The following is a 20087-nucleotide window of genomic DNA, read 5'->3' on the forward strand; positions in this document are numbered from 1 at the left end:
CGATTAGATGAATACCTTGCAACAACTCGAACGCGATGCCGGCATCGTCTTTATGGGCGGCGGCAAAAAGCTGATGACCGAACAGGTGCAGGCTGCTTTGGCGATGGACGCGCAGCCCGCGCTGACCACGGCAGGCAACAGCGGCATCCCCGCGTGGATGCTGACCTATGTCGATCCGAAACTGATTGAAGTCGCCCTCCAGCCGATGAAGGCCGCCGAAATCTTCGGCGAAGTGAAAAAAGGCGACTGGACGACCGAAACCGCCATGTTCATGCTGGTAGAACCTACCGGCGAAGTCTCCGGCTACGGCGACTACAACAACAACGGCGTGAGCGGCGCCAACGTCAATTTCCCGCAACGCCAAAGCTACCATTACCAAGTGTTCACCCGCTGGGGCGAACGCGAAGTGGCACGCGCAGGCGAAGCGAAGATCGACTATGTGAACCGCGTCAATCAGGCAAGCGTGAACGCCTTGAACCGCTTCCAGAACAAATCCTACCTGTTCGGCATCAAAGGTTTGCAGAACTACGGCATCCTCAACGACCCGAGCCTGCCTGCCGCCACCGCCGCCGACCAAACGTGGGCGGCCGCTACCGGCGAGCAGGTGTACGAATCCATCCGCAAGCTGTTCCAAAAACTGTTGCAGCAGACCGGCGGCCTGATTGATATGAACACGCCGCTCTTGCTGGTGTGCAGCCCGACGGCCAGCGTGGAACTGACCAAAACCAACCAGTACAACGTCAATGTTACCGACCAGTTGAAAAAGAACTTCCCCAACCTGCGTATCGAAACCGTGCCGGAATATTCCGCCGCATCGGGCGAAATGGTGCAGCTGATTGTGGAAGAGTTGGACGGCCAGCGCACCTTGGAATGCGGCTTCACCGAAAAACTGCGCGCGCACAATATGGTTTTGGAAGCCTCCAGCATCAGGCAGAAGAAATCGCAAGGCACTTGGGGCGCGATTATCTACCGCCCGTTCTGCATTGCTTCCATGACGGTGAGCTAAGTGCAGGCTGCTTAAAGTTTCTGCGAAGCTAAAAACAAGGCTGTCTGTTTTCAGACGGCCTTTTTCATGCCCGCACCTGCGGGTTTTTTTACTTGGAGCATTTAAAATGGATAGAGCCATACAAGAATCTTATGTTAAAATCCTAAATGTACTGTTTGAAGGCGCAGTCCGCGCCCGGCCGGATCAAATTACAGAAGAAGTAGTCGGTATGGCCGATCAGATGTTCTCCGAAATCGGCGCATGCCATGAGCGTTTGAAACCGCTGGCCGTACTGGCTGACGGCATTGCCGGCAGCGTTATGGAACAGCTTCCGGGCGAGCTGAAGCTGCTTTTTGGCAACGTGTCGTTTGATGAATACCTGATCAGCAAAGGCAGGGATGAAACCGCTAAGGAAATCAAACGATTGTGGTTTAATAAAGCAGTCGGCCTTAACAACGCGCTCAAAGTATTGGAGGCTTTTATTAAAAGCTGGATTAAATACAGCGCGGCAGACCGAAAATTAAGAATGTGTATTGTTACGGCACAAGCCCGCTGGCGTTCAAAAGTCGAAATCGAACTGCTGGGCTTGTAACCGCATGGGGCAGGTATGTATCTGCTGTTTTTTCGTTGGATATGGGAAAAAGTGGTACCGGAAAGCATCCGCAACAGCAAGCCGGTGCGGTGGGTAGCCAACCATAGAAAGCTCACTATCTGGGTAATTGTGACAGTATGGATCAACTTCTTCCCCGATACTTACGAATACGACATTATTCCTACTCGTAGGGGATACGGCTATTGGCATGTCGATCATCCGTTGTATCCCTATGCCCGATTTCTGCTTCCCCTTATTCTCGGGGCGGCTTTTCTTTTCATTCCGCCCGATCCGCCCGAAAAGAAATAGTAACCTGCATAAGCAGCCTGAAAGCTTTCAGGCTGCTTTTTTATTGGAGAACCCAAATGGCAAAACAAAAAACTGTAACCGTCGGCTGCAAACTGCCCAACGGTCTGATTATCGAAGTCGGCGGCAAGTCGGTAGAGTTGAACGGCGCAAACGCTTCCAACATCATCGGCGGCCACGGCATTACCTACAACGTAGATGCCGACCTGTTCAATGCTTGGATGAAAGCGCACCAAGACCGCGATATGGTCAAAAACGGCTTCGTTTTCGCCCACGAAAATGCCAAGGACACCAAAGCCGAAGCACAGGAAAAAACCGGCAACGAGACCAAGTTGGAAGCCATCAAGCCCGATGACAAGGCTAACGGCGTAAGCACCGCCAAGGAAGACTGATATGCCTGCCGTCGTCTTCGATAAAGCGCGCTTTCAGACGGCCTATCCCGAAGTACAGGCAACAGACGCGCAGCTCGAAATGTGGTTCGCGCAGGCCGAAAGCCTGCTGGACAACACCGACCACAGCATTGTGAAAAAGCCGGAAGAGCGCGAAATGCTGCTGTTCCTGCTGGTGCGCCATTTCGCCGCGCTGGCCGAACGTGCCGCGCAGGGCGGATTGGTGGGGCGCATTGCTTCGGCTTCCGAAGGCAGCGTGTCCGTGAGCGCGGATATGGGCGCAGTCGGCGGCAATGCCGCCTGGTATCTGCAAACGCCCTACGGCGCGACCTATTGGCAGCTTACCGCCAAATACCGCCGCTTCCGATATGTATCGGGAGGCTGTTATGCGCGGCGGCGATAGGTTCAGACGGCATCTGTCCGAACTGGCGGCGCGGGCGGCAACGACCAAGGTGCGCGTCGGCATCATCGAACAGGCGAACTACGACGGCTCGGACGGCGAAAGCGTGGCACAGGTTGCCTTTTGGAACGAATACGGCACGGCAACCGTTCCCCCACGCCCGTTTTTCCGCAACACCATTGCCGAACACAAGGACGAATGGCCCAAGCAGGCTGCTGAGATGCTGGAAGCCAATGGCGGCGATGTGCGGCAGGCCTTGGCGGATATGGGCGAAGTCGTGAAAGGACAGATTAAGATGACCATCCAAGACTTCCGCGAACCGCCAAACGCCGCCGCAACCGTGAAGCAAAAAGGCTTCGATAAGCCGCTGATTGACACGGGAACATTGTGGCGGAGTATTGATTACGAGGTTGCCGATGAATGAATACAGGTCGGCAGCTATCCTGAAACGGGCGCAAAACCTGTTAATCCTGCACCGCGCCTACAAGCTGTTGGCGGCGGATGCAGAATGGGATGAGAGCAAGCATCCGAGGGCAGAGAACGGGCGGTTTGGGAGTGGTGGGGGTAAAGTGGGAGCGGGAGAAAAAACTGCAAAGCCGGCTGCCGTCAGCGTATCAGGTAGCGAGCTGGGCAGCTTCACCGAAACCAAAGAACTGCGCAAAGCTGCGATGCAGTATGCACGGGACAATTTTGTCGGCAAAAGCTACCGCAACGCAAGCAGCGGGCATGATATTCAGGTTACTTGGCAGGGGATTAAGCATGCGACATCAGGCGCAAACCCTGCCGAATTGGCACTGATAGCTAAGCTGGATAAAGTATTGGGTACGGCTGATTACGTCGGAGCTGTACAAGACCGCAAAGGCCGGCAAGACATTTTGGCCGCACACAAATATCAAACCGTTGTTGATATCAATGGGGAGAATTTGAATGTGGGAATTATTGTTCGAGAGATGGAAGACGGTCATAAACATTACGACCACTTCATTTTGAAAGACCAATAGAAAACCCTGTTTGGTACATCTGGGTCGGCATCATTAGGCTACCTTGCCAGCCTGCAAACAGGGTACGCTGAAGTCCGGAAAGTCTGGGGCAGCACCTAAGCACCACATCCAGCCTGCGACAGCAGCATGGCTGCGATTGTAAGCCTGCCCACTATGAAAATCAAGGCGTTAAGGCCGAAAAAATAAAACCCCTGATTTGGGGGGTCTATTATCCGGGTGGCCGCAATCCCCACCATTTATCACTCGACAGTAACCTGTCTGAGATTACGCAGCTAATGCGAAAATTTCTGCTGTCAGACGTAGTTATTGTATGCCGCCCATCAGATGAAAGCAAGCTGTGAAAACAGCGGCATTTGCTTCAGGCCAGCACCTTAGCGCGTTCATATTACGCCACCTCTTTGCCTGTACAAATACCGCTTGACTCCATTATATGCCGCCCGCCTGCCGAAGGCAAACACCCGCAATAAATAAGGAAATACGATGAATCTTAGAGCCATTGCCAACGGCGCGGTTACATCCGTCAATCCCAACCTGCCCGCCGTGTTGAAACTCAATGACGGCTACACCACCGATGCCACGGGAAAACGCAAATCAGGTTACAGCGAGCATCCCGTAACCGTACAGACCCAAACCCTAAGTACGCAGGATTTGTCCTTGTTTGAAGGATTGGCGCAGCAGGGAACGTTGCTGTATGCCTATGTAACCGGACAATTCCGCGGCTTGCGGCGGCAGGATGCCAAAGGCGCGGACAAGCTGGTATTCGCGGCATACGGCGAAACCGAAACAACCGAATGGCTGGTGAAGCAGGTGGTGGAAAGCTGGCCGGATTGGTGCAAGGTGCTGTTATGGCGGCAACATTAGACGATATTTACACCGAAGTCCGGGCAATGCTGCTCGGGCTTTTTTCTTGCGAAGTCGTGCGCGGATACAGCAACAACGTACCGTTGCCCAAGCCGCCGTTCGTGGTGATGAACATCCTGAACGAAGCCGCCGCTTCAACCAACGAACACGCCTACGACGCGGCGGATGAAACCGCCGCCGTTTCGCGCCAGTCTGAAATACAGATGCAGCTCGATTTCTACGGCGAAGAAGCCGGGCGGATGGCGCAGGAAACCGTTTTGCTTTGGCGCGATTCCTACGCCTGCGAACGGCTGGAATCCTGCCGGCCGCTGTATGCCGACCCCGCACGCTTTATGCCGCTCACCAACGAAGAGGGCGGATATGAAGAACGATGGACGGCCGCCGTTTATCTGTCCTACGCGCCGCAGGCGGAATACCCGCAGCAGTTTGTAAACGCTTTTGATTTAACCCTGATCCAACCGTAAAGGAAATATCTATGTTCCAATCTATCCCGGCAAGTAAAATTGTCAGCGTAAACCCCGCCGTACTCAGTTCCGGCGGTTCTCCCCTGTCGATGAACGCCGTCTTTTTGAGCAAAAACGAAAACCTGCCCACCGGCCGGCATACCGCGTTCCCCGATGCTTCGGCGGTCGGCGAGTTTTTCGGCTTGGCAAGCGAAGAGTTCAAAGCCGCGCAAGTGTACTTTAAAGGCTTCGACAATTCGCACATCAAACCCGGCACGCTGTATTTCTACCCATACAACGTCGGCAAAGAAGCCGCCTGTCTGCGCGGGGCAAGCGTGAAAAGCATGAGCCTTGCCGCCCTGAAGAAACTTTCGGGCAATCTGAAAGTGAACATCGACGGCAACGGCAAGAGCGGCGAAAACATCAACCTTTCCGCCGCTACGAGTTTTTCCGATGCCGCCGCCAAAATCGGCACAGCCATCAATGCCACCGTGCAGTTTGACGAGCAGTTGCAGGCGTTTGAAATCGTTTCCGCCACCCAAGGCAGGGCTTCCGAAATCGGCTTTGCCTCCGGCACGCTGGCCGAAGCCCTGAACCTGACCGAAGCCAAAGGCGCGGTGATTTCCAAAGGCAACGACGGCGACAGCGCGGAAACCGTGATGGAAGGCGTGATTCAGTCCACTTTGAATTTCGCCACCTTTACCACCGTGTTCGAGCCGGAAACGGCCGACAAGCTGGCTTTGGCGAAATGGAGCAACGCGCAAAACAACCGCTTCCTTTACGCCGCGTGGGGCAAAGAAGCCGCCGCGCTGCAAACCGGCAACACCACCTGCTTGGGCGCGCAACTGAAAGCCGCCGCCTACGACGGCACCGTCCCGATTTACGGTGGGCTGGACAAAGCCGCCTTCCTGTGCGGCGCGATTGCCTCCATCGATTTCACCGAAACGCAGGGGCGTATCACGCTGGCGTTCAAAAACCAATCCGGTTTGAGCGCGGACGTGGACAACGCCGCCGATGCCGACAACCTGAAAGAAAACGGCTACAACTATTACGGCGCGTGGGCAACCGCCAACGACCGCTTCACCTTCCTGTATCCCGGCCAAATGCCCGGCAAATGGAAATGGATTGATGCCTATGTGAACCAAATCCGCCTCAACAGCCAGTTGCAGCTTGCCCTGATGACCCTGCTCACTTCGGCAAAGGCTGTTCCGTACAACGCCGTCGGTATCGCCCTGCAACGCGCAGCCTGCCAAGACCCGATTAACGAGGCCTTGAACTTCGGCAGCATCCAGCCGGGCGTACCGTTGGGCGAACAGCAACGCGCCCTGATCAACAACGAGGCGCGTGTCGATGCCGCAGCGAAGATTGAAAGCACGGGCTACTTCCTGCTGATTCAGAACGCTTCGGCGCAGACGCGCGGCAACCGCCAATCTATGCCGGTGAAGCTGTGGTACACCGACGGCGGCAGCGTGCACAACATCAACCTCGGTTCAATCAACGTCCAGTAAACCAAAAATGCCGTCTGAAAGGCTTTCAGAGTGCGAAGCCTGCCCGTAGGGTACGGCATTGTTGCCAACGGTGAAACACGATGAAACGCAGACTAAGCCACAGCGAACGCCAAGCCGTCCTGCACCGCGCAAAACGCCTGTTGGCGATGGATGCCGAGTGGGACGAATCCAAACACCCCCGCGCCGAAAACGGGCAGTTCGGACAGAAAGGCGCGTTCGGCACGGTTTACACCCAATTCCGCCACAACGCCCGTGCGGCAGTGGCCAGGCTGGCACAAGAACAGGAAGGGGAGGCTGTCGGCGCACTGTACCACCCGCAAATCGGCGACATCGATTTAATCTGGGGCGAGGCAGGCGATCCCGGGCGGCAGTACGCAGGCGGCTACGGGCTGGCCAAAATCATGGCCAAGCATCCCGAAGTAGTGGATAAATTGCAGGAAATTATTGCCGGATGCCATATCAAAACCCGGTCTGACAACCGTGCTGTTTTGGAATCGGACAACTACAAAGCGGTAGTAGGATTGAACTGGCTGGAAAACGAAAAGAGATGGCTGTTGTCTGCTTACACCAAAGAGAAAAAAGGCAATCCCGGCACGACTATCCACACTGCCGGGAAGATTGGAGCGGATGGCTCGCCGCTCCTTGCCCCGCTTGATATTATAGAAAAACTGCTGGCGGCACACAAGAAAAAGCAGACCGCCCCCCGCTTTACGCCTCAGCAGACGCAACAAATCCTCAGCCGCGCCCGCGCCCTATTGGAAAGGCACGGCCGACAAACCCAAACCGCAGCCTGAAAGGCTGATTTTTTTTATTCCGGAAAGGAAACCCCATGCAAACCGTATCCGACCGCACCCTGACCGCCGCCAACAGCATCCTGCTGATGCGCGTGAAAGGCTTTAACGACAACTTCGTACAGATTGAAGGCTACGCCGCCGACAACGCCTTCGACTTCGGGCAGGGCAAAATCGGCGAAACCATGATGGGCGTGGACGGACAGCAGTCCGGCGGCTTCACGCCCTACGAAGTGGACTTCAACATCCAGCTTGCCCCTACCAGCAAATCGCGCGACTACTTCGACCAATTCACCAACGACATCCTGCAACGTCAGGAAACGCGCATGGTGGAATTTTCGGTGGAGGTTTCCGCCGTGAAGAAACGCTACTCCGCCACCGGCTTCCTGGTGGAAGTCCCGGGCGGCACGACCGCCAAGAAAACGCTGGAATCCGTAACCTACTCGTTCCGCATCGTGGTGAAACCGGAGGAAATCTGAAATGGCTTTAAAGACCAAGCAAATCACGATTGAAAACGGGCGGGACAAAGGCCGCGTGTTCCTGATTACCGAAATGAGCGCCGCGCACGCCGACAACTGGGCGATGCGCGCCCTTTTGGCATTGGCCAACAGCGGTGTCGATTTAGGCGGCATCGCCCCGCAACAGGGAATGATCGGTATGGTGGGGGCGACGCTGGGCGCATTGGGCAAAGTGAAGCCCGAAGACGCCATCCCGCTTTTGAACGAGCTTCTGGACTGTGTGCAAATCATCCCCGAAAGCGGCCGGCCGCGCCCGTTGAATATGGACTTCAACGACGTGGAAGACTTTACCACCCTGTGGCGGTTGCGGAAGGAGGTGTTCGCATTGCATACCGATTTTTTGCAACACGCCTTTGGCAGGACTACGGAGTCGGAAGAGGAGGGGGCGGCAGCCTAGACTACCTGAATCTGACCCAAACCATAGGCGCACTGGTGTCTTCCCGCATCTGCACGCTGCACGAGTTGCAGACGGTGTACGGGCTGGAAGATGCCTTCAACCTTTTGGAGGTCGTCAATACCGATGCCTTCAACCGCAGCAAGGCCGTCTGAAAAAAAGGAAATACCATGGCAACCGTTATTGACACCCTGTTTTTGGAACTGGGCATAGATTCGGGCAAATTCGGCACGCAGGCCAAAGAGGCCGAAAACAGGCTTGACCGCATGTCCGCCTCATTCGGCAGGGCGGAAAAAAGCGCGGGCAAATCCTCAAAAGGACTGGAAAAGCAGGCTGTACAGTCCGCCAAAAGCACCAAACAGGCAAAAAGCCTGACGCAGGCGGTCGGCTCCCTGGCGAAGGGCTTTGCCGCCTTCACCGCCTTGGTGATGGGTTCAAACGCACTGGATAAACTGATTCGAGAAGGTGTGCAGGCCAACGTCGAACTGGACAACCTATCGCGAAATATCGGCATGAGCCGCAACCAACTCCAAGCATGGGGCGGGATGGCGGAAATGGCGGGGGGAAGCGCGGAAGGGATGAAAGGAAGCCTTGCCGGGTTGAGTATGGGCATTACGCGCCTGACGACTATGGGCGACACCTCCATGGTGCCGTTTTTCAACGCTTTCGGCGTGGCATTGCTCAACGCGGACGGCAAAGTGCGCGACCTCGACAGCATCATGCTGGATTTGTCCGACCGCTTTTCCAAAATGGACAGGGTGCAGGCCTACAATTTAGCCAAAAGCATGGGCTTGGACGACGGCACGATCAATACCTTGATGCTCGGCCGTGCCGAAATGGAGAAGATGCTGGAGATGCAGCGCAACCTTTACCGTTCCGGCGAAAAGGAAATACAGGTCAGCCGCGAACTGACGCAGGCGCGGGGCTATTTGAACGCGCAATGGGACAGCCTGAAAGCCATGCTGGCAGACGCGCTCGCCCCCGTACTGCTGAAAATCGTCAAAATGGTCAGCGGTTTCGTCGATTACCTGATGAAGCACGAAAACAGTATGAAGCATGTTTTTGAAGGCTTGGCATTCGTGCTGGGCGCGGTATTGGTTCCCGCCTTTATCGCCGCCACAGCCTCCCTGCTGGCATTTATCGCCCCCTTCGCCCCATTCATCCTTACCATCGGCGCACTGGGCGCGGCCTTCCTGCTGCTGTACGACGACTACAAAACATGGGCAGAAGGCGGAAAAAGCCTGTTCGACTGGGGCGCGTTTACCGGCTACATCAAAACCTCCAAAGTATCGGTAGACAGCCTGAAATCCGCCTTTGTTTACCTGCTTACCGGCTACAAGTCGTGGGCGGAAGCGGGTAATGCCGCATTCGACTGGCTGCGCCTGAAGGGGTTTATCGATGAAAACGGGGTATCCCTACGCTCGCTGGCCAACGGGTTTAAAAGCCTTGCCCAAGACATCTACCAATTCGTTGCCCCCGCATTGGAAGACATAGGCGAAATCTTCACCGCGCTGGGCAACAAAGACTATAACCTTGCCTGGGAAGCGGCAAAACGGCTGGCTTCCCGACCTGTGAACTTCGTGGCGGAGCAGGTGCAGAACGTAGCCGAACGGGTATCCGGCGCAGTCGATGTCGCCACCGGCCACGACCCGGACGCGGAAGGCAGCCTGCAATCACAGGTCAGGCAGGCAACCGGCGCCGCAAAGCAGATGATAGGCGGTACGGCAGCCGCAGCCGTGCAGGCTTCCAAGCAAACTTTGGCAGCCGGTTACGGCGGCGGCAAGGCAGGCAGTGCTTCCGGCAAGGGCAACATCCGCAACTACCGCACCGCACGGGGCAGCTTTCAGAAAGTCGGCGGCTCGCGCGCCTGGCGCAACAACAACGAAGGCAATCTGGAATTTGGCAAATTTGCCAAAGCACACGGTGCAATCGGCACGGATGGGCGATTCGCCATCTTCCCCGATGAAGAAACGGGGCGGCGGGCGAAAGAGGCGCTGATTTTCGAGAGCAACGGCGGGAAGTACTTGACCAATAATCCGCTGGATTACGGTAAAGGCATCGGCTACCGCGATAAAACGCTGTTGCAGATGATAGCCGCATACGCCCCGTCCGGAGAAAACAACACTGCACGCTACCAAAAGACCATACTCTCGGCTGTCGGCGGGCGCAATAAGAAGATGCGCGACTATACCGCCGATGAGCGGCAAGCCATCATGCAGGCAATGCGTAAGGTTGAGGGGTGGAAGGCCGGGCAAATCAGGCATTTGGACGACGTTGCCGCAGGCGCGCAGCGCGGGATGCAGTCTATGCGGCAGGGCGAGGCGGTACGCGCCCAAAACGTCACCAACAACAACCAACGCACCACGCAGGTTTCCATTAACGGCGGCATACACGTCCAATCGTCGGCAAGCACCATCGCCGGCACAATGGACGACGCATCCGCCGCCGCGCGTAACAGGCTGGTGCAGATTATGCCTGCGATGGTGTAATGCCGTCTGAAAGGCGAAACCCCGTGAAGCGTGCAACTTCGCGGGGTTTCTGCATTTAACCCTTTCTCGAACAAAGGATTAAACAATGTATGTTTCAACACACAGGACGACACATAAAGCACCGCCCTATGTGTTGCCCTGATTCGGAAGGGGTTACGCCCCTCCCAAATAAATTCTGATTCTACCGCCCTGAAGGGCGGGGTTTCAACTGAAAAGGAAATACGATAAACAAAGAGGCGCGGAAAATGTTTGAATTATTTGCGAAGTATGCGGCGTTGCGGCGGATGTTCTACGCACTGCTGCTGATGGCGGCGTATTGGCGGCTGCCCGAGATATTGGCGGTTTTGAAATGATTTTGCCGCCGCGCCGCAAGGTACGGCGGTATTTGTGCCGGAAAAACAATAGGAAGGTTGATTATGGCTTGGAACTCAATCGGCATACCGAATATCCCCAAATTGCCGACGAATATAAACGGTGCGCTGATACAGTTCGGCGGCGCGGCATTGCTTAACGCCGTTTTCGGCAATTATTGGGGGATATTCGGCCAAAACGGCATCCCGCTGCTGTTGGCGGACAATGTAACCGCCATCAAACACACTTCCGCTTCCAAAGTGGCCAATGCGCCCGTAGAACAAGGGTCGTTTGCCGCTTACAACAAGGTGGACGACCCGTTCGCAATGACCGTGCAGATGACCAAAGGCAGCGGCGGCGTCGTGATGCGTGGCGCGTTTCTCGCCCTGGTGGATGCGCTGGCAAAAAGCAACGACCTGTATATGGTGATTACGCCGGAGGCCGTCTATCCGAACATGGCGATTACGGGCTATGACTACGCCCGCGAGGCTTCGGACGGGGCGCGTCTGTTGAAGGTCAATATCCATCTTGCGGAAGTGCGTCAGGTTAAGGTCAAGTACACCAAAACCAAAGCACCGGAAGCGCAGGAGATGCAGGACAACGGCAAGCAGGCGGCGAAACCTGCGCAAAATCAATCCGGCCAGTCCTTCTTGTCCAAGATTGGGGATTTTGCCAAGGGCGGCTTGGATAAAGTCAAAAGCTGGTTCAAATAGGCCGTCTGAAAAGCGAAAACCCGCAAAGGCGCGAATCTTTGTGGGTTTTCTGTATTTAACCTTATCACTGTTAAGGAAAAATCATAGGTGGATTTTAACGTAAACACGGAGGCAAGGAAAGTGGCGGAATTGTTGGAAAAATCAAAAGTGATGCGCCGCCTTGCATGGGGTTTGATACTGATGACCCCGACAACGGCACTGATATGGAAATTGGCGGACATTTTGACCGCGCTGAAACAGGCTGTCTGAAAAGCGAAAACCCGCAAAGGCGCGAATCTTTGCGGGGTTTCTGTTTCTGAAACCTTTGATACGGAAAGGCAGAACATGTATGAATTTTAATATAAATTTTGATTCCGTCAAGGAGATGGTAATGAAGATTCCGGCATGGCGGCTGGTGCTGATTTCGGTAACGGCCTTATTGATTGTTTTATGTATGTTTGCGGACAAAGTAGCCGTTTTGGTGAACGCGCTGAAATAGGCTGCCTGAAATGATTTATGAAATTCCTTTAAAACCCGTCCCCTCCCAGCAAACGGCCGTCGGCATCGGAGGGCGGGATATTGCCGTTGCCGTCCGGCTGCGGCTCGGCCGTCTGTATGCGGACGTGAAGGCGGACGGGGAGTATTTGGTTCAAAACCGCGTTTGTCTGGACGGCGTGCCGCTGGTGAACGAAGTTTGGCGCACCCTGCCCGGCGATTTGTACTTTATCGACAAGCAGGGCGCGGAAGATCCGCAATGGCAGGAGTTGGGCGGCCGCTTTATTTTGGTGTATCACGATGGGCATTAAGGAAAAAATCCTGCGGATCAGCATCAAGCTGGGGCAGGAAAAGGACGTGTGGGATGCGAAAGGCAACGATACGCTGGTTGCGGAAGGTTTGCGTGCGTCCTGCCAAATCAATTACGGCAACGGCTCACTGATGCCGTCGGCGAGAATCAAGGTTTACGGCTTGAGGCTGGAAACCATGATGAAGTTGTTGCGCGTGCGCTGGAATACGGAACAGGCAATGATGAACTTGGTGCAGGTCGAAGCAGGGGAGCAGGACAACATGAGTGTGGTTTACACCGGCAACATCACGTTTGCCTACCCCGATATGGGCGGCGCACCCGATGTGGCCTTGGTGATCGAGAGCCATACCGCCGTTTTGTGGCAGTTGAAACCTGCCGAAGCAGTCAGCAACGAAGGGGAAACCGATGTTGCCGCCGTGATTGAATCATTGTGCGCGAAAATGGGGCGGAAATTTGAAAACAACGGCGTAAACGCAAAAATCAGCAATCAGTATTTGAGCGGCACCGAGTTGGACAAAATCCGACAAATCGCCGCACATTCGGGCGTAGACGTTTATATCGACAATGAGATGATTGCGATTGCGCCGAAGGGTCAGCCGCGCATGATCGATGTTCCGGTTTTAAGCCCGAAAACGGGGCTGATAGGCTATCCCGTACCCGATTTGCAGGGCATCAAACTGCGCTGCCTGTACGACAAGGCTTTGCGTTTCGGCGGCTTATTGGAAGTCGAAGGCAGCCAGATAGAAAGCTGCAACGGCAAATGGCGCGTTTTCGGCATGTCGCTCGATTTGGAGTGCAAAACGCCGAACGGCAAATGGTTTGCCGACATCAAAGCCGCCGATGTGGAGGATATGAATGTCAAAGTCGCAAAATAACTGGGCGCAATATGGCGCGGAACAGGCGCAGGGCGGCGCGGGCGAAATCGGCGCGATCGTGTCGGGCATCGTCTCGCGCATCCAAACCGTTACGCTGGTGCGCGTGGTCAAAACCAAAGTGGGCGGACTTGCCCCCGTCGGGCTGGCGGACGTACAGCCCTTGGTTGCCCAAGTCAGCGGCGACGGCACGGTTACACCGCACGGCATTATCTACAATATCCCGTATTTCCGCCTGCAAGGCGGCGGCAACGCTGTGATTATCGACCCCGAGCCGGGGGATATAGGCATGTGCGGTTTTTGCAGCAGGGATATTTCCGCCGTCAAACAGAATAAAACGCCGTCTGCGCCGCAAAGCCTGCGGCGTTTTGATTTTTCAGACGGCCTGTATTTCGGCGGATTCCTGAACGGCACGCCCAATCAATACATCATGTTTTCTAAAGGCGGCATCAAACTGTTTTCGCCCGGCGATATTGAGATGGAGGCGGCGAATATCCGCCTGAAAGCGCAAGGCGGCGTGAGCAGCACCTCGCAAACCTTTCAGGCAGATACCCAAGCCACGGCGCAATTCTCGGGCGGCGGCGGGATTGCTGCCGACGGCGACATGACGGCGAATGGTGTCAGCCTGATGCACCACGTCCACAAAGGCGTGCAGCCCGGCGGCGGCAACACGGGGCAGCCCGTATAGGCTGCCTGAAATACCCCCGCATCAACCCTGATGCGCCAAACACGGAATCATATTGTCCTCATACGGGAAGGTGGCATAACTGACGGTGTGACGGTAGATTTTGCCGTTTTTCACGGTAACGGCGTAATGCGCGTTGCGGTTCAGGTTGAACGGAATATTGGCCTGACGCTCAAACAGCTTCGGCACGGTTTCCAAGTTCACGGCTTCGGCTTCGCGGTATTGCGCCCCTTTTTCCACCGCCACCCTCGCCATCAGGCTCAATACTTCGGGGAACTGTTCGGGCGGCACGTCTTTGTAGCCGACCTTGAATTTCGATTTGACCGCGCTCCATAACGTAATCGCCAAAGCCTTCTGCTTCTCGAACGGCACTGATTGGAGCAGGATATTGTGCAGGGCTTTGACTTCCGCCTGTTGCTCGTGGGTTAGGCCTGACGGCAGGGCTTGGCGAGGTGCTTGCGGTTTCAGACGGCCTGAAATAATTTGTTCGATTTGTTCGTCGCACCAAACCGCAAATTTCGGGTCGAGCCAGCGGGCAAAGTGAACAGCTAGCTTCGGGTGTAACCATGTGCCGCGATTATTGCCGCCGTGTTTGACGATAACTAATTGATTTCTATCCAAGACGATTTTTGTCGTTTTGCTTATATGTTCAGCAAGTGCATTTATATACTCTTGATTTTGCTCTGTTTTAATAAAATCAGGAACGCGCTTGCCGAAATGTGCAGCGATTGCAGTTGCATTCAAATAACCGTCATCGCGGAAAGATACGGAGACATTGCCGAAATTGAAAGATTGAACTTGGTTCATTTTGATAGTCCTTGTGAAGTTTTCTAAATTGCCCCAAAGGGCAGCCGCGTGGTTAGAAACCCTCACAAGTGGGCGGACTTATTCCCCTTACGGGTATTGTATTCGTCGCCCACGCGGCTATAGAAAACTTCGGCTGTACTTATCGAAACAAACAACGCGAAGGAAAACTATAGATATGAAAATATCGCAATAACGGTGCGATTCCGCTTGTGAAGTGGTTTCTACGCCACGGAAAGGAATATAAAACAAAACCCCCTGCGAATGCAAGGGGTTTTATCTTTGAAACCGAGAGGAAAAACATGAACACCCTCTATCTCGACCCGCAAAGCTGGGATTTGGTTTTAGACGCGGCGGGCAATATCGCGATGGCGAAAGACCCCTACGCCAAGGCGCAGGATGCGGCTTCGGCGTGCCGACTGTTTGCGGGCGAACTGTATTACGACACAGAAAAGGGCATCCCCTATTTTGAAGAAACGCTGGGCAAAAAGCAGTCGTTCGCGCTATACCGGCACCGCCTGATACAGGCGGCAACGACTGTTCCCGGCGTGGTATCGGCAGACGTGGAGATGGAGCAGATGAATGGCCGCGTCCTGTCGGGCCGTCTGAAATTTACCGACGACACGCAGAAACAATATGAGATAACGCTATGACGAACGTACCTAAAATACAGATTACCGACAGCGGCCTGAAGCTGCCGACCCATCAGGAAATTTTATCGGGCGTGCTGGCAGACATCAATGCCGCGTTCGGCGGCGGGCTGAATACCGAAAGCCTGGAAACGCCGCAAGGGCAGCTTGCTTCGTCGCTGGCCGCCGTGATTGCAGACAAAAATGATTTGATCGCCGAGCTGGCCAATCAAATCCATCCCGATTACGCAGACGGCATCATGCAGGACGCGATTGCCAAAATCTATTTTTTGGAGCGGAAAAAAGCCGTGGATTCGTCAGTCGAATGTGAATTTGTCGGCCTTGCCGGAACAATCGTCCCTAAAGGTTACGCAGTATTGGACACAAGCGGCGTGCAATGGGTATTGAAGGACGAATCCTCTATTTTGGAGGGCGGCAGGGGGACGGGTATTTTTACTGCCGCCGGCGTGGTGTCTGCCGCTGCCGATACGGTAAACCGTCCTGTCCGGACGATTGCCGGGCTTGACCGCGTCAATAATCCGCGTCCCGCCGTACCGGGGAGGGAATTGGAAAGCCGCGCGGATTTCCGCCGCCGCCGGCAACAGTCGGTGGCCGCAAACGCACACGGAACGCCGCAGTCCGTGTATTCCAACGTCGCACAGCTTGACGGGGTGAGTGATGTGTATGTGGTCGACAACCCGAAACCGGTACCGGAAACGCACAACGGGCAGACCATCAAGCCCCACAGTATCTATGTTGCCGTTGTCGGCGGCGACGACAGGCAGATAGCCGAAACCATCTTGCGCTTTGCAGGTTGCGGATGTGATTTCACGGGCAATACAACCTTGACCGTGTATGACGAAACCTACACAGACCCGAAACCGGCTTATGAAGTCAGTTTTACGCGTCCCACCCCCGTGCCTGTTTATTTCCGCGTCAGAATTGGGAAAGATGCAGCCATCGGCTATCAGGATGCAGTCAGAAAGGCGGTTGTAGAAGCATTTGACGGCGCGGAAAAGGCGGGTATCGGCGGGCGGATTTACGCCATGCGTTACGTCAGTCACATTGCCCGCGCCTTAACGTCGGCGCAGGTAATCGACATAGAGGTCGGGCTGGCAAGGGACGGTATGGGCAATAGCGCACAAGTCGGAATCCATCAATACCCGACTGTCGCGGCAGAGAATATAGAGGTCGTACCCGATGCGTAATCTTCAGCAAACCATCATCAGCCAATACGCCAACAGCCCGATTATTTGCGGAATGATTGAGCGGTTTGACCGGTGCATCGATCCGCGTGCCGATGCGGAGGCGTTTTACCGCGATATTTGGGACATCGAAACCGCAAAGGGTTACGGCTTGGATATTTGGGGGCGGATAGTCGGCATCGGACGGGAAGTAATGATTAGCGCACAAGACGAATACATCGGCTTCGCGCAGGGCTGCACCCCGTTTGACAACGGCGTATGGAGTGCGGGCGAAGGCTTGGAGCGGCGATACCGCTTGGACGACGATGCCTACCGCCGCGTGATTATGCTGAAAGCCATGAGCAATATCACTTACGCTTCCGCCCCCAATATCAACCGGCTGCTCAGCATTATGTTTGAGAAGCGCGGGAGGGCGTATTTTGTCAAAAACGGCACAATGGCCGCCCGTTATGTTTTTGAGTTCTTCCTGCTGCCCGTGGAGCGGTCGATTATCCGGCAAAGCGATTTATTGCCCCGACCCAGCGGCGTACTGCTGGATTTTTACGAACCGGAGGCAGATAAAACCTTCGGCTATATCGAAGCCAATCTCGCACCCTTCGGAGAGGGTGCTTTCTTATAGGAGTTTAAACGATGCCGCAACCGAAACTATTATCTAAACCTTGGGCTTCAGACGGCCTGAAAAACAGCATTCCGGATACCCGCAGCGCAGGGATGCCGCAGGAAGGGGCGACCTATGCCGACGGTTTCCCAAGTATCACGATGACGCCGATCTCGACCGGCGGCAAACCGCCCAGCGGCAAAGATATGAACGGCGTATTGCATGAAATCAGCGCGCACACCGTTTGGCAAAACCAAGGCGGGCGTTACCGCTTCGACCAAGCCTTTTGCGACGCCGTCGGCGGCTACCCGAAGGGCGCGGTGCTCATCAACGACACGCTGGACACCGAATACATCAGCCTGGTAGATGCCAACACCCACAACCCGAACAACGGCGGCAACACAGGGAAATGGGCAATACACGCAGGCAAAGGGCTGAAAGCCGACACCACGCAGGCAGGCATTGTGCAACTCTCATCCGCCACCGGCAGCGACCGCGAAGATATGGCCGCCACCCCGAAAGCGGTTAAGGCCGCCTACGACAAGGCAGTCGAGTCCGCAGGCAAAGGCATCCCCGTCGGCGCGATCGTGTCCTTTCCCAAAGCCGTCCGAAACCCCGCCGGCTATTTGCGGGCAGACGGCACGACCTTTGCGCAAAACACCTTCCCAGACCTCTACCGCGCCCTGGGCAACAGCAACCGCCTGCCCGATTTAAGCCGTACCGACATCGGCATCACCGCGTGGTTTCCGTCCGACCGAATCCCGACCGGCTGGCTGGCGTTTGACGACATCCGCACGCGCGTAACCGAAACCGCTTATCCCGAACTTTACCGCCTGCTGGTTGCCAAATACGGACGCATCCAAAACGTCCCGCAGGCGGAAGACCGCTTTATCCGCAACGCCGGCAACGGCTTGGCAGTCGGACAGACGCAGGGGGACGCAATCCGCAACATTACCGGCAAAATCGACAGCGGCAACCGAAGCAACGAGCAACTCTTCGACACCGCCGTCCCCGAAGGCGCGTTCGGCATCGACAAAGCCCGGAAAAATTGGACATACGACGGAGACGGCAGCGGCAACGACCGCCCGTCCGCCATCACATTCGACGCATCCCGCGTCGTCCCCACTGCCGACGAAAACCGCCCCAAAGCACTGGTTTTAAAACTGTGCATCAAAGCCGCCGACACCTTGGGCGAAGCCGTGTTTTGGATAAAGTCCCACGGCGAAACCGTTAATGCAGGCGCGCTGGACGCGGGCACGCTGGCGCAAAACCTCCAAGACAAAGCCGACCGCGACCACACCCACACCGCCGCCCAAATCCAAGGGCTGAACGAAAAAATCAGCGCGGTAGTGGGCGGCATCTTCGGCAACTCGGCTGCCGCCACAGGCTGGCAAAAACTGCCCGGCGGCATCCTCATCCAATGGGGCAAAAACAACATTAACGGCGTGCACAGAAGCAACACCGTCTACTTCCCCGTTTCCTTCGGCGAAGTATGGAGCATCAGCACCGCCACGCATACGCCGAACAGCAGTTTTTACGGCAATATGGCGGCGGGCGTAACCATCCGCAATTATTCGGAAAGCAGCCTCGTCATCGACTACCATTCCTGCTATGAAACCGCAGGCGGCAGCGGCGTGTCCGTCTCCTGGATAGCCATCGGCAAAGCCGCCTCGGGAAACGCCGCCAGCCCCCCGACAGTCCCCGGAATCGATGAAGAAACGCTAAGGGGAATTAATGAAGACGCGCTAAATGAAATCAGAAGGCTCGCCGCCCGCGGCTTCCGATAACGCCGCCGCCGACCCCGCAATGCCGTCTGAAACCCCGCCATTCCCGCGAAAGCGGGAATCTGGCTGTAGGGCGGGCTGTAGGGTGGGCTTCAGCCCACCGCCGTTGCGATATTGGCGGAAGTTGGTGGGCTGAAGCCCACCCTACAAACGACAAACTAGATTTCCGCCCGCGCGGGAATGACGAAGGTTGAGGGATTGGCGAAAACGGCGGATTGGCGGGCTTCAGACGGCATTGCCCGCCCCCTTCAGAGTGCGAAGCCTGCCCGCAGGGGGAGGCATCGGCAACAAAAAACCGCACGGCCGAAACCGCGCGGGAAAGGACAGCCGGGCGCGACAGGCAGGCAACGCCCGCCCCGGTTATTTCAGTTGGGCGACATATTGGCGCAAAACCTCGTTGATGCGCGTCTGCCAGCCCTTGCCGCCGGCGCGGAATTTTTCGACCACATCGGCGGACAGGCGTATGGTAACGATTTGTTTTGTAGGATATTTTTGTTTTCCCCTCGTTAATTTGCGGGGCATCAACCCTTGATTTTCCATATCGGCTTGATGCGTTAATAAGGCATTCAGTAAATTTTGCGGCATAACATCTTCAATTGGTTTGAATTTGTCTAATTCTTCATCTGTAAATTCAAGGTTGAAGCGTTCATTGTCGCTGACGATGTTGTTCATATTTTTTTACCTCTCGTTTGTTTGCTTTACGAAAGCTAATCACTCGTAAATGGGTTTTAGTCATCTTAAAACAAATAGCGTGAAGCCGATTATCTAGATAAGCAAGCGCATTCCAGCGGACTTCACCATAATCTGTGCGTTCATCTTTCCAGATTAAAGCACTGTGCCATTGAAGATATTGGGCTTGTTTGAAAGGAAGCCCTCGCTCTTCGATATTGCGTTGATTTTTATCAGGGTCAAATTCAATCTTCATTGCGATTTATAATGTATTTTGTAAATACATTATAGATGGCAAGAAAGAAAATGTAAATAC

26 protein-coding genes are annotated in these 20087 nt (G+C 55.2%); 23 read left to right on the plus strand and 3 right to left on the minus strand.

Going from position 1 to position 20087, the window contains the following annotated elements:
- The first annotated feature begins 7 nt into the window (after positions 1–7).
- The 19 genes from ACNAU7_RS09155 (at position 8) to ACNAU7_RS09245 (ending at position 14085) form a co-directional block, all read left to right on the plus strand.
- Positions 8–1006: a DUF2184 domain-containing protein gene (locus tag ACNAU7_RS09155; RefSeq protein WP_416302035.1), complete on the plus strand. Its 999-nt coding sequence runs from the start codon at positions 8–10 to the stop codon at positions 1004–1006.
- Positions 1007–1112: 106 nt separating this feature from the next.
- A complete protein-coding gene (locus ACNAU7_RS09160; RefSeq protein WP_416302036.1) occupies positions 1113–1577 on the plus strand; it encodes a hypothetical protein in 465 nt (154 codons plus the stop codon).
- A 15-nt stretch (positions 1578–1592) separates the two neighbouring features.
- On the plus strand, positions 1593–1886 hold the full coding sequence (locus tag ACNAU7_RS09165) for a hypothetical protein (RefSeq protein WP_003711952.1): 294 nt from the start codon (positions 1593–1595) through the stop codon (positions 1884–1886).
- A gap of 56 nt (positions 1887–1942) precedes the next feature.
- Positions 1943–2275, plus strand: a complete 333-nt coding sequence (locus ACNAU7_RS09170; RefSeq protein WP_118816200.1) for a hypothetical protein — start codon at positions 1943–1945, stop codon at positions 2273–2275.
- A gap of 1 nt (position 2276) precedes the next feature.
- A complete protein-coding gene (locus ACNAU7_RS09175; RefSeq protein WP_118816199.1) occupies positions 2277–2675 on the plus strand; it encodes a DUF4054 domain-containing protein in 399 nt (132 codons plus the stop codon).
- Complete coding sequence (locus ACNAU7_RS09180; protein WP_304671765.1) at positions 2659–3096, plus strand: hypothetical protein; 438 nt, start codon at positions 2659–2661, stop codon at positions 3094–3096. Before ACNAU7_RS09175 ends, ACNAU7_RS09180 begins: the two co-directional genes overlap by 17 nt.
- Positions 3089–3673, plus strand: coding sequence for a hypothetical protein (locus ACNAU7_RS09185; protein ID WP_304672074.1), 585 nt, complete (start codon positions 3089–3091; stop codon positions 3671–3673). Before ACNAU7_RS09180 ends, ACNAU7_RS09185 begins: the two co-directional genes overlap by 8 nt.
- 480 nt (positions 3674–4153) lie before the next feature.
- On the plus strand, positions 4154–4534 hold the full coding sequence (locus tag ACNAU7_RS09190; RefSeq protein WP_118777637.1) for a hypothetical protein: 381 nt from the start codon (positions 4154–4156) through the stop codon (positions 4532–4534).
- A complete protein-coding gene (locus tag ACNAU7_RS09195) occupies positions 4519–4998 on the plus strand; it encodes an LIC_12616 family protein (RefSeq protein ID WP_416302054.1) in 480 nt (159 codons plus the stop codon). The genes ACNAU7_RS09190 and ACNAU7_RS09195 overlap by 16 nt, the downstream gene beginning before the upstream one ends.
- 11 nt (positions 4999–5009) lie before the next feature.
- On the plus strand, positions 5010–6485 hold the full coding sequence (locus ACNAU7_RS09200) for a DUF3383 domain-containing protein (RefSeq protein ID WP_416302037.1): 1476 nt from the start codon (positions 5010–5012) through the stop codon (positions 6483–6485).
- An 80-nt stretch (positions 6486–6565) separates the two neighbouring features.
- Positions 6566–7279, plus strand: coding sequence for a hypothetical protein (locus ACNAU7_RS09205; protein WP_416302038.1), 714 nt, complete (start codon positions 6566–6568; stop codon positions 7277–7279).
- Between the two features lie 35 nt (positions 7280–7314).
- Positions 7315–7755, plus strand: a complete 441-nt coding sequence (locus tag ACNAU7_RS09210) for a phage tail fiber protein (RefSeq protein WP_416302039.1) — start codon at positions 7315–7317, stop codon at positions 7753–7755.
- 1 nt (position 7756) lies between these two features.
- Complete coding sequence (locus tag ACNAU7_RS09215; RefSeq protein ID WP_416302040.1) at positions 7757–8191, plus strand: hypothetical protein; 435 nt, start codon at positions 7757–7759, stop codon at positions 8189–8191.
- Positions 8192–8358: 167 nt separating this feature from the next.
- Entirely contained in the window at positions 8359–10677 is a 2319-nt protein-coding gene (locus tag ACNAU7_RS09220) for a hypothetical protein (protein WP_416302041.1), read from the plus strand.
- A gap of 416 nt (positions 10678–11093) precedes the next feature.
- Positions 11094–11741 (plus strand): phage baseplate protein, encoded by a 648-nt coding sequence (locus tag ACNAU7_RS09225; RefSeq protein WP_416302042.1) that lies wholly within the window; start codon positions 11094–11096, stop codon positions 11739–11741.
- 87 nt (positions 11742–11828) lie between these two features.
- Entirely contained in the window at positions 11829–11990 is a 162-nt protein-coding gene (locus ACNAU7_RS09230) for a hypothetical protein (RefSeq protein ID WP_304673852.1), read from the plus strand.
- Positions 11991–12229: 239 nt separating this feature from the next.
- Positions 12230–12526, plus strand: coding sequence for a phage baseplate plug family protein (locus ACNAU7_RS09235; RefSeq protein ID WP_416302043.1), 297 nt, complete (start codon positions 12230–12232; stop codon positions 12524–12526).
- Positions 12516–13400 (plus strand): baseplate hub protein, encoded by an 885-nt coding sequence (locus ACNAU7_RS09240; protein WP_416302044.1) that lies wholly within the window; start codon positions 12516–12518, stop codon positions 13398–13400. The genes ACNAU7_RS09235 and ACNAU7_RS09240 overlap by 11 nt, the downstream gene beginning before the upstream one ends.
- Entirely contained in the window at positions 13381–14085 is a 705-nt protein-coding gene (locus ACNAU7_RS09245; protein WP_416302045.1) for a phage baseplate protein, read from the plus strand. The genes ACNAU7_RS09240 and ACNAU7_RS09245 overlap by 20 nt, the downstream gene beginning before the upstream one ends.
- A gap of 21 nt (positions 14086–14106) precedes the next feature.
- On the opposite strand, the gene ACNAU7_RS09250 is transcribed toward ACNAU7_RS09245, so the two are convergent.
- Positions 14107–14889, minus strand: a complete 783-nt coding sequence (locus tag ACNAU7_RS09250; RefSeq protein WP_416302046.1) for a KilA-N domain-containing protein — start codon at positions 14887–14889, stop codon at positions 14107–14109.
- Positions 14890–15188: 299 nt separating this feature from the next.
- Here ACNAU7_RS09250 and ACNAU7_RS09255 point away from each other — a divergent pair, with 299 nt between their 5' ends.
- From ACNAU7_RS09255 to ACNAU7_RS09270, 4 genes are read left to right on the plus strand one after another with little or no spacing between them, the layout of a single operon-like run.
- Positions 15189–15539: a hypothetical protein gene (locus ACNAU7_RS09255; RefSeq protein WP_416302047.1), complete on the plus strand. Its 351-nt coding sequence runs from the start codon at positions 15189–15191 to the stop codon at positions 15537–15539.
- Positions 15536–16723 carry a baseplate J/gp47 family protein gene (locus ACNAU7_RS09260; protein WP_416302048.1) on the plus strand — a complete coding sequence of 396 codons (1188 nt, stop codon included), beginning with the start codon at positions 15536–15538 and terminating at the stop codon, positions 16721–16723. The genes ACNAU7_RS09255 and ACNAU7_RS09260 overlap by 4 nt, the downstream gene beginning before the upstream one ends.
- The gene (locus ACNAU7_RS09265) at positions 16716–17339 is read left to right on the plus strand and encodes a DUF2612 domain-containing protein (RefSeq protein WP_416302049.1); all 624 of its coding nucleotides are present in this window, start codon (positions 16716–16718) and stop codon (positions 17337–17339) included. The genes ACNAU7_RS09260 and ACNAU7_RS09265 overlap by 8 nt, the downstream gene beginning before the upstream one ends.
- Before the next feature lie 11 nt (positions 17340–17350).
- Positions 17351–19105, plus strand: coding sequence for a phage tail protein (locus tag ACNAU7_RS09270; RefSeq protein WP_416302050.1), 1755 nt, complete (start codon positions 17351–17353; stop codon positions 19103–19105).
- 357 nt (positions 19106–19462) lie between these two features.
- On the opposite strand, the gene ACNAU7_RS09275 is transcribed toward ACNAU7_RS09270, so the two are convergent.
- A complete protein-coding gene (locus ACNAU7_RS09275) occupies positions 19463–19774 on the minus strand; it encodes a BrnA antitoxin family protein (RefSeq protein WP_416302051.1) in 312 nt (103 codons plus the stop codon).
- A complete protein-coding gene (locus ACNAU7_RS09280) occupies positions 19749–20027 on the minus strand; it encodes a BrnT family toxin (protein ID WP_003711920.1) in 279 nt (92 codons plus the stop codon). The genes ACNAU7_RS09275 and ACNAU7_RS09280 overlap by 26 nt, the downstream gene beginning before the upstream one ends.
- Positions 20028–20087: the final 60 nt, after the last annotated feature.

This window comes from Neisseria sp. LACPHL-SPEC-2024-00856 (genome assembly GCF_047915665.1).
Lineage (GTDB): Bacteria > Pseudomonadota > Gammaproteobacteria > Burkholderiales > Neisseriaceae > Neisseria > Neisseria polysaccharea.

Bases quoted from the DNA above. Each gene is read 5' to 3' on its own strand.
- ACNAU7_RS09155 (WP_416302035.1), top strand. From the start codon at position 8: ATGAATACCTTGCAACAACTCGAACGCGATGCCGGCATCGTCTTTATG.
- ACNAU7_RS09160 (WP_416302036.1), top strand. From the start codon at position 1,113: ATGGATAGAGCCATACAAGAATCTTATGTTAAAATCCTAAATGTACTG.
- ACNAU7_RS09165 (WP_003711952.1), top strand. From the start codon at position 1,593: ATGTATCTGCTGTTTTTTCGTTGGATATGGGAAAAAGTGGTACCGGAA.
- ACNAU7_RS09170 (WP_118816200.1), top strand. From the start codon at position 1,943: ATGGCAAAACAAAAAACTGTAACCGTCGGCTGCAAACTGCCCAACGGT.
- ACNAU7_RS09175 (WP_118816199.1), top strand. From the start codon at position 2,277: ATGCCTGCCGTCGTCTTCGATAAAGCGCGCTTTCAGACGGCCTATCCC.
- ACNAU7_RS09180 (WP_304671765.1), top strand. From the start codon at position 2,659: ATGCGCGGCGGCGATAGGTTCAGACGGCATCTGTCCGAACTGGCGGCG.
- ACNAU7_RS09185 (WP_304672074.1), top strand. From the start codon at position 3,089: ATGAATGAATACAGGTCGGCAGCTATCCTGAAACGGGCGCAAAACCTG.
- ACNAU7_RS09190 (WP_118777637.1), top strand. From the start codon at position 4,154: ATGAATCTTAGAGCCATTGCCAACGGCGCGGTTACATCCGTCAATCCC.
- ACNAU7_RS09195 (WP_416302054.1), top strand. From the start codon at position 4,519: ATGGCGGCAACATTAGACGATATTTACACCGAAGTCCGGGCAATGCTG.
- ACNAU7_RS09200 (WP_416302037.1), top strand. From the start codon at position 5,010: ATGTTCCAATCTATCCCGGCAAGTAAAATTGTCAGCGTAAACCCCGCC.
- ACNAU7_RS09205 (WP_416302038.1), top strand. From the start codon at position 6,566: ATGAAACGCAGACTAAGCCACAGCGAACGCCAAGCCGTCCTGCACCGC.
- ACNAU7_RS09210 (WP_416302039.1), top strand. From the start codon at position 7,315: ATGCAAACCGTATCCGACCGCACCCTGACCGCCGCCAACAGCATCCTG.
- ACNAU7_RS09215 (WP_416302040.1), top strand. From the start codon at position 7,757: ATGGCTTTAAAGACCAAGCAAATCACGATTGAAAACGGGCGGGACAAA.
- ACNAU7_RS09220 (WP_416302041.1), top strand. From the start codon at position 8,359: ATGGCAACCGTTATTGACACCCTGTTTTTGGAACTGGGCATAGATTCG.
- ACNAU7_RS09225 (WP_416302042.1), top strand. From the start codon at position 11,094: ATGGCTTGGAACTCAATCGGCATACCGAATATCCCCAAATTGCCGACG.
- ACNAU7_RS09235 (WP_416302043.1), top strand. From the start codon at position 12,230: ATGATTTATGAAATTCCTTTAAAACCCGTCCCCTCCCAGCAAACGGCC.
- ACNAU7_RS09240 (WP_416302044.1), top strand. From the start codon at position 12,516: ATGGGCATTAAGGAAAAAATCCTGCGGATCAGCATCAAGCTGGGGCAG.
- ACNAU7_RS09245 (WP_416302045.1), top strand. From the start codon at position 13,381: ATGTCAAAGTCGCAAAATAACTGGGCGCAATATGGCGCGGAACAGGCG.
- ACNAU7_RS09250 (WP_416302046.1), bottom strand. From the start codon at position 14,889: ATGAACCAAGTTCAATCTTTCAATTTCGGCAATGTCTCCGTATCTTTC.
- ACNAU7_RS09255 (WP_416302047.1), top strand. From the start codon at position 15,189: ATGAACACCCTCTATCTCGACCCGCAAAGCTGGGATTTGGTTTTAGAC.
- ACNAU7_RS09260 (WP_416302048.1), top strand. From the start codon at position 15,536: ATGACGAACGTACCTAAAATACAGATTACCGACAGCGGCCTGAAGCTG.
- ACNAU7_RS09265 (WP_416302049.1), top strand. From the start codon at position 16,716: ATGCGTAATCTTCAGCAAACCATCATCAGCCAATACGCCAACAGCCCG.
- ACNAU7_RS09270 (WP_416302050.1), top strand. From the start codon at position 17,351: ATGCCGCAACCGAAACTATTATCTAAACCTTGGGCTTCAGACGGCCTG.
- ACNAU7_RS09275 (WP_416302051.1), bottom strand. From the start codon at position 19,774: ATGAACAACATCGTCAGCGACAATGAACGCTTCAACCTTGAATTTACA.
- ACNAU7_RS09280 (WP_003711920.1), bottom strand. From the start codon at position 20,027: ATGAAGATTGAATTTGACCCTGATAAAAATCAACGCAATATCGAAGAG.